At 57.3% G+C, this 7,390-nt stretch carries 3 protein-coding genes; all 3 read left to right on the forward strand.

Annotation, left to right across the window (positions count from 1 at the left end):
* Positions 1-514 precede the first annotated feature (514 nt).
* From DAEP_RS0119415 to DAEP_RS0119425, 3 genes are read left to right on the forward strand one after another with little or no spacing between them, the layout of a single operon-like run.
* Positions 515-3,217, forward strand: coding sequence for a class I SAM-dependent DNA methyltransferase (locus DAEP_RS0119415; RefSeq protein WP_027245846.1), 2,703 nt, complete (start codon positions 515-517; stop codon positions 3,215-3,217).
* Positions 3,217-5,280, forward strand: coding sequence for a DEAD/DEAH box helicase (locus tag DAEP_RS0119420; protein ID WP_027245847.1), 2,064 nt, complete (start codon positions 3,217-3,219; stop codon positions 5,278-5,280). Before DAEP_RS0119415 ends, DAEP_RS0119420 begins: the two co-directional genes overlap by 1 nt.
* Entirely contained in the window at positions 5,228-6,547 is a 1,320-nt protein-coding gene (locus DAEP_RS0119425; protein ID WP_208855461.1) for a GIY-YIG nuclease family protein, read from the forward strand. Before DAEP_RS0119420 ends, DAEP_RS0119425 begins: the two co-directional genes overlap by 53 nt.
* The last annotated feature ends 843 nt before the right edge of the window (positions 6,548-7,390 follow it).

The following is a 7,390-nucleotide window of genomic DNA, read 5'->3' on the forward strand; positions in this document are numbered from 1 at the left end:
ACGCCATGACCTGGCGCCACCTTCAAGTATTCTCTACTTGACCGGAGCTCCGAAGGCCAAGAGACTTTCCCTGCCCAGGGCTGAGTGACTTCGTCGCGGAGTATGGTATTGGGGGTGGTGGGCTTTGCCATTCAATGCATCGACCGTGGCGCCTTTGGGTAGAAGGCGAGTCAGGAGTTCGAATGTGGGAACGTCGATGAAGTGATCAAACCCAGTGCAGTTTGAGCACACCCACGAACCGGCTCTCCAGTTCGGTCTCGGTTTCCTCGCCATTCAGGACTCAAGGGTGACATCCTCCTTAAACTCCGTCATTGGTTTTTTGCATTTCGGCAAACCTGATCTCCACCTCACTGAAGATCAGCAAGTCGACTGATGATGAGAAAGTGGAAGGAAGTGCAACCGATGGGAATGCCTTGGCTTTTCCATGCCCGCAAGGTTAGGTTGATTCGAAACTGGATTTCCATCGAAAAGAGGCTGTTCCTAACTGTTTTGGAAACAACCCGCTGAGTAAAGTATGAACCCCACTGAGATTTCCGACGCCCTCGAGGCTATTTCAACAGCGCCATTTGACCCGGCCGAGTTCGGCTATGACTTCGCCGCTGCCACCGGCAATGCAAAAGCTACAGTGTCCAGGCTACGTCCAGGCAAGCGAACTCTGAATAAATCGAAGATCTCGGGCGCGGTCCTGATGAACCGCCGCTATTATTACATCCCGGCGGAGCCTGGTCAGGCAGATGCAGCCATGGAACTGCTGCTTTCGGACAAGAAAACCATCCAGCACAAGCCGGAGATTCTGATCGCAACCGACGGCCAGGATGTGGTCGCGCGACATCCTGCCTCAGGCGATACACTGCGCTGCTCCTTCGTCGACCTTCACCACCATTTTGGCTTCTTCCTGCCCGCAGCAGGCATGTCACGGTTCAAGGCCGCGGAAGAAAACGAAGTCGACATCAAGGCCACCGGCAAGCTGGCCAAGCTTTACGACGCACTGCTCAAAAAGAACCCTGACTGGGCAACTGAAGACCGGCGCCATGACCTCAACCAGTTCATGACCCGGATGATCTTCTGCCTCTTCGCCGAGGATGTTGGGATCTTCCCGAAGGATCAGTTCAGCCGGCTGATCGTCAATCATTCCGGCGAAAAAGGCGTCGAGGCACATCTGGTGATCCGCGACGCCTTCGCTGCGATGAACCTGCCAAAGGACAGCCGCGGCCATCTTCCTGCATGGACACAGGAGTTGGAATACGTCAACGGCGGGCTGTTCTCGGGTCGGCCGGATTGTCCAGTCTTCGATCCCATCGCCTGGGGCTACCTGCTGGATGCGGCGGGTGAAGATTGGCGCAAGATCAATCCCGACATCTTCGGGTCCATGATCCAGTCGATTGCTGACGCGAAGCGGCGCAGCGAGCTGGGGATGCACTACACTTCTGTGCCGAACATCCTGAAAGTGCTTGGCCCACTGTTTCTGGACGATCTGGATGCTGCCATAGAAAAGGCTTGGGACCGCCCCAACGCGCTGGAAAAGCTGCTGACCCGGCTCGGCCGCATCCGGGTTTTCGATCCCGCCTGCGGGTCGGGAAACTTCCTCGTGGTCGCATACCGGCAGCTGCGTGAGCGGGAAATGAAGGTGATAAAGCGCCTGGTGGATCTGACCGGGCAATCCCTGATGAAGCTGAGTTCGACCCTCAGCCTGTCGAGCTTCCACGGAATCGAAATCACCGACTTCGGCGCCGAAACCGCAAAGCTTGCCTTGTTCATTGCTGAATATCAGGCCAACGCTGAAATGTCCGAGATGTTCGGCGCCGCGACCGAAACGCTTCCTTTGCGCGATGGCGGCCATATCGTTTGCGCGAATGCCTTGCGGGTGAACTGGGAAGAGGTCTGCCCTCCGCCCAAGGGCGAAGAAGAGGTCTACATTGCGGGTAATCCGCCGTTTTTGGGCGATGGCTCTCGTTCAGCAGAGCAAAATGCCGACATGGATTTTGCGCTAAAGGGAAAAATAGATGCCTATCGGCGCGTGGACTTTGTCGCTTGCTGGATGTTCAAGGCGGCAAATTACATTCGTGGAAAATCAGCTCGTTCGGCACTTGTATCCACAAACTCTATTTGCCAGGGGCAAGCCGTCGGAGCTCTATGGCCAAGCCTTCTAACGGATGGTGTTGAAATTGGCTTTGCGCACCAAACCTTCAAGTGGCGCAACAACGCTTCAGCCAATGCTGCGGTGATGTGCGTTATCGTCGGCCTGCGCAACACTTCGAAGGGCGAAAAACGCCTTTTCAACGGTGATCTGGAAGTCCGGGCCAACAACATCAATGCCTACCTTTTGGATGGCCCTGACCTATTCGTGTCGGCAACGCCGAGATCTATTTTCGGGCTGCCCTACATGGAATACGGGAACAAGCCAACTGACGGTGGCCACCTGATCTTGAGCCCGAGTGAGCGCACTGAGCTGCTTGAGGAGTATCCAGAAGCGGCTAAATTCGTAAAACGCTTCATGGGATCGCAGGAAGTCGTCAAAGGGATCGAGCGCTACTGCCTTTGGATTTCGGACGAAGACGCAGAGGAAGCTGCGAGCATTCCTCTACTGAGAACGCGCTTTGATGCCGTTGCCAAATTCCGTTCTGAGAGCAAGGCCGCTCAAACCAGGCCATCCGCCGCATACCCCCACCGCTTCCGGCAGGCCCAGAACTTTGCAAAAAATCACTCAATCCTAATACCCAGTGTAACCTCGGAACGGCGCCCGTATCTCCCAGTTGATCGCGTCGGTGCTGATGTGATCTCTTCCAACCTCAACCAGGCGCTCTACGACGCCCCGGAATGGTGCCTTGCGCTGATTGCCTCCCGCCTGCATCTGGTCTGGATCGGCACCGTCTGCGGCAGGCTCGAGTCGCGCTTTCGCTATTCCAACACCCTGGGCTGGAACACCTTCCCGGTGCCTCGGTTTACCCAAGCCCAGCTGGAACAGCTCAACGCCTCGGCGCGGATGATCCTGAAGACGCGCTACATGCACCACCCCAAGACCATCGCCGAGCTCTACGACCCTGACAAACTGCCAGATGACCTGCGCGAAGTGCATCGTCAGAACGATGAGCTTCTGGAAAGCATGTATATCGGCCGCCCCTTCCGCAATGACACCGAGCGCTTGGAAAAACTGTTCAAACTCTATGCCGCCCGCGTCGAGAAGCTGAAATCCGAACCGAAGAAGGGAGCTGCCTGATGGTCGATCTCATCAAAATGACCTATGGCTCCAAGGGCGGGCCGCGCTCAAACGCGCTGGGAATGCGCGAAATGCAGGCCCGCGTTTACGAAGCCCGCGCCGCGCAATTCATTCTACTGAAAGCGCCACCTGCTGCCGGCAAGTCCCGCGCGCTGATGTTCGTGGCGCTCGACAAACTGGAAAACCAGGGGGTGAAGAAGGCCATCGTCGCGGTGCCGGAAACCTCAATCGGCGGATCATTCAAGTCAACCGACCTGACCAGTTTTGGCTTTCATCGGGACTGGGTGGTGAATGAACGGTGGAACCTGTGCCTGTCTGGCGAGGAAGGAAAGGCTAAGGCCCAGAAGGTGAGGACATTCGAGGCATTCATGGACTCGGAAGACGAAGTCATCGTCTGCACCCATGCCACTTTCCGATTTGCCTTTGAGGAGATCGTTGCCAAACGCGGCATCGAGGCGTTTGATGACTGCCTGATCGCCATTGATGAATTCCACCATGTCGCGGCCAGTGATGACAACCGCCTGGGAGAAATCCTGCGCCGCCTTCTGAACCGCGAAAAGGCGCATGTCATGGCTATGACCGGCTCCTACTTCCGTGGCGACAGCGTGCCGGTCCTGCGTCCTGAGGATGAGGCCAGGTTCCGCTCGATCACCTATTCCTACTACGAGCAGATCGAGGGCTATGAACACCTGAAATCCCTTGGGATCTCCTATGCCTTCTACCGGGGGCGCTACATCTCGGCCATCAAGGATGTTCTGGATACAGACCTCAAGACCATCATCCACATCCCGCATCGCGGCTCGGCAGAGGCCTTTGGCGAAAAGCACGATGAAGTGGGGCAAATCTATGACGCCATCGGCGAACATATCGGCCATGATCCGGAAACCGGCTTCGACCTGGTGCGCCGGGAGGATGGGCGTGTTCTGAAAATCGCCGATCTGGTCGATGACGGCCCAGAGAGGGACGGCGTCAAAGCTGCCCTGCAAGCTGAAATCCAGGGGGCAGATGGGAAGCGCGACGATGCCGCAGACCGCGCCAAGGTTGATTTGATTGTGGCACTTGGCATGGCGAAAGAAGGATTCGACTGGGTCTGGTGCGAACACGCACTGACCATCGGATACCGGAACAGCCTGACCGAGATCGTGCAAATCGTGGGCCGTGCCACCCGTGATGCGCCAGGAAAACCCCATGCACAGTTCACCAATCTTGTCGCGGAACCCGGCGTCGAAACCACCGTTGTTGCGGATGCGGTGAACGATATGCTCAAGGCGATCTCGGGGGCGCTGCTGATGGAGCAGGTGCTGGCGCCCAACTTCCGCTTCTACCGGAGAGAGGACGGCGATATCCGGGAGCCGGTGCATGTGGACAGGGACGGCCGCGTCAACATCGGTATCGGAGGGCTTCTGGAGCCGCCCACGCCGCGCGCGCGCGCGATCGTCGAAGAGGACATGCAGGATCTGGTCGCCAAGGCCTGCCAAGCCATGGACCGGCGCGTGGTTGCCGATGATGTGGCCCCCGAAGTGGCGACACAATTGGTGCTGACCGAGATCGTCGAGAACAGCTATGAGGACCTAACCGCCGAGGAAACGGAAGCAATCCGCCAGGATCTGGCAGCCCGGATGAACCTAATTGGAATGGCGCAACGCCACGAAGACAATCCCGGGTTCAGTGACCCGGCTGGAGCGTTCAGCCGGAACGATGAAGGCGACAGCGACGGCCCGAACCATTCGCTGCTCAACATGGTGAGGCGCTTCATCAATGTGCGCGAGTTGGACATTGACCTGATCGACTCGATCAACCCTTTCCGCGAAGGGTTTGATGTCGCATCCCGTGCCTTTGATACGCCGCTGCTAAAGAACATTCAGAGCGCAATGGTCGCGCAACGCATTCAAATGACTGAAGACGAGGCTCTTGTCCTGTGGCCTCGCATTAAGCGCTTCACAAAGCAAGAGGGGCGTGCACCCAATCCGCATTCGGAAGATCCGCTTGAGAAGCGGCTCGCGGAGGCGCATGCCTATGTTCGAGCAAAGAAAGCGGAACGCCTCCGCGCCGCGGCGGTCTGAGGTAGGAAACATGGCGAGATATAGGTCACTCGATGAAATCTTTGACGAAGAAGATGAGCTCGGCCTTCTGAAAAATGTGAAACCCAGAAGGCCTGCTTCCTCGGCGCCCGATGATCGAAATGCGGAAATCGTCGCTGAAGTGAATGCATTCTATGAAGCCCATGGACGCCTACCGGATGAAGGTGGGCAAACCATCGAAGAGATGAAGCTGGGAACGATTTGGCAATCCATTCGTGGCGTGCCTACTGAGGCTATGGTCGCAGCAGACAAAAACCGGCTTCTGGGGTATGGAGCCCCTGCCAGAAACTTTGCTCTTGAGACGGAAACCACAGCGGCACCTCAGGAGCCGTCGTGGCGAGACGAACCTGAAGATGAGACTGTGCCAACCAGCCTCGACGATATTTTCGAGGAAGACGACGAGGATTTCCCTGAGGCTGTAATCGGCCTAAGGCATGTAACGCCCGCGGCAGAGAGGGAGCAGCCCAGTCACCGTGCGGACATGTTCCCCTGTTCTGATTTCCAACTATTCGAGCAGGGCTTTATGGACATGCAAGCCAAGCTGGAAACTGGTGAGCGTGATGTCAGCCCCATTGAAGACCGGCAAGAGCTACGGATCAATGAAGGCGACTTCATCATTCATCGCGGGTTGCTTGCCTACATAGCCGAGAAGACTGAACACACCCGCCGAGGAGGGAAGCCAGATCAGCGCCTCAGGATAATCTTTTCCAACGGCATGGAAAATGACCCCCTTGTCTCCTCTCTCCGCAAAGCCCTCGCGGCAGATAAGACCGCCCGCTACATTCACAGGCCAGGCCTTGGTCCTCTCGACCCTGAATGGGAAGAGGATGCTTTGGAACTGACCGGCACCATTTATGTGGCGCGCAGCAAGTCAGAGCGCCCTGAAATAAAAGAGGTTCGTCACATCCTGCACAAGATCGGTGTCACGTCTCAGGACGTTCGGCGTCGAGTGGCAGACGCGCGCAATGATGCAACCTTTCTACTTGCCGATGTAGATATCGTTGCAACCTACAAACTGCGAAATCTTTCCAGAATGAAGATTGAAGACCTGCTTCACAGGTTCTTTGATGCTGCCCGTCCTTCCGGCCTGACCATAACAGACCGCTTTGGGAAGAAGGTCTTCCCTCGGGAGTGGTTTTATGTCCTGCCCGAACATGTGGCTGAAGCGGTCAAGCTGATCCAGGATGGAACGATGCATCTCTATCGTTACGATCCAACCGTTCAAAAGATCGTAAGGATCGAGGATTGAAGGCACTGCTCGGGAGCAACTCAGGTTGCTTTAATGCATAGAGCGGGTGCCAAAAAATCTCCGGAGCGGATCGAACGTATCGTCAAGAATTTCGCGCATTAGCGAACCCGGGACGGAGGAGTTCGTTGATCTCCCGCCGTGAACTCGGCGTTCTCGCACCATCGTGACGCCGAACGTTTACCATGGCATACGGCTGTTCCGGCCGGAACTTTCGCCGCTGCTGGGCGCATGCCTCACAAGTGCGGCAGCGTCATTCCGGTCGTTCGGAAGCGGTTTCTGGCCAGCTATGGGTATCTGGCCCTTTCAGGCGATGCAGCAATTCCGGCCGGAACTTTGTCCGGGGCTGGGTGTGTGCCGTCCGGTCGCGGCAGCGTCATACCGGCCGTTTGGAAGCGGTTCCTGGCCGGCTGTGGCCATCGGTCCTTTTCAAGCGATACGGCTGTTCCGGCCGGAACTTTCGCCGCTGCTGGGCGCATGCCTCACAAGTGCGGCAGCGTCATGCCGGCTGTTCAGAAGCGGTTTCTGGCCAGCTGTGGGTATCTGGCTCTTTCAGGTGATACGGCTGTTCCGGCCGGAACTTTCGCCGCTGTTGGGCGCATGCCTCACAAGTGCGGCAGCGTCATACCGGCCGTTTGGAAGCGGTTTCTGGCCAGCTGCGGCTATCCGGCCCTTTCAGGTGATACGGCTGTTCCGGCCGGAACTTTGGTGGTCATCTGGCCCGTCCAGGCGCGGCAGCGTCATACCGGCCGTTTGGAAGCGGTTCCTGGCCGGCTGTGGCCATCGGTCCTTTTCAAGCGATACGGCTGTTCCGGCCGGAACTTTCGCCGCTGCTGGGCGCATGCC

This window comes from Leisingera daeponensis DSM 23529 (genome assembly GCF_000473145.1).
GTDB classification, from domain to species: Bacteria; Pseudomonadota; Alphaproteobacteria; order Rhodobacterales; family Rhodobacteraceae; genus Leisingera; species Leisingera daeponensis.

What these genes read in the sequence shown, in the direction of transcription:
- DAEP_RS0119415 (WP_027245846.1), top strand. Translation starts at nt 515, where the DNA reads ATGAACCCCACTGAGATTTCCGACGCCCTCGAGGCTATTTCAACAGCG.
- DAEP_RS0119420 (WP_027245847.1), top strand. Translation starts at nt 3,217, where the DNA reads ATGGTCGATCTCATCAAAATGACCTATGGCTCCAAGGGCGGGCCGCGC.
- DAEP_RS0119425 (WP_208855461.1), top strand. Translation starts at nt 5,228, where the DNA reads ATGCCTATGTTCGAGCAAAGAAAGCGGAACGCCTCCGCGCCGCGGCGG.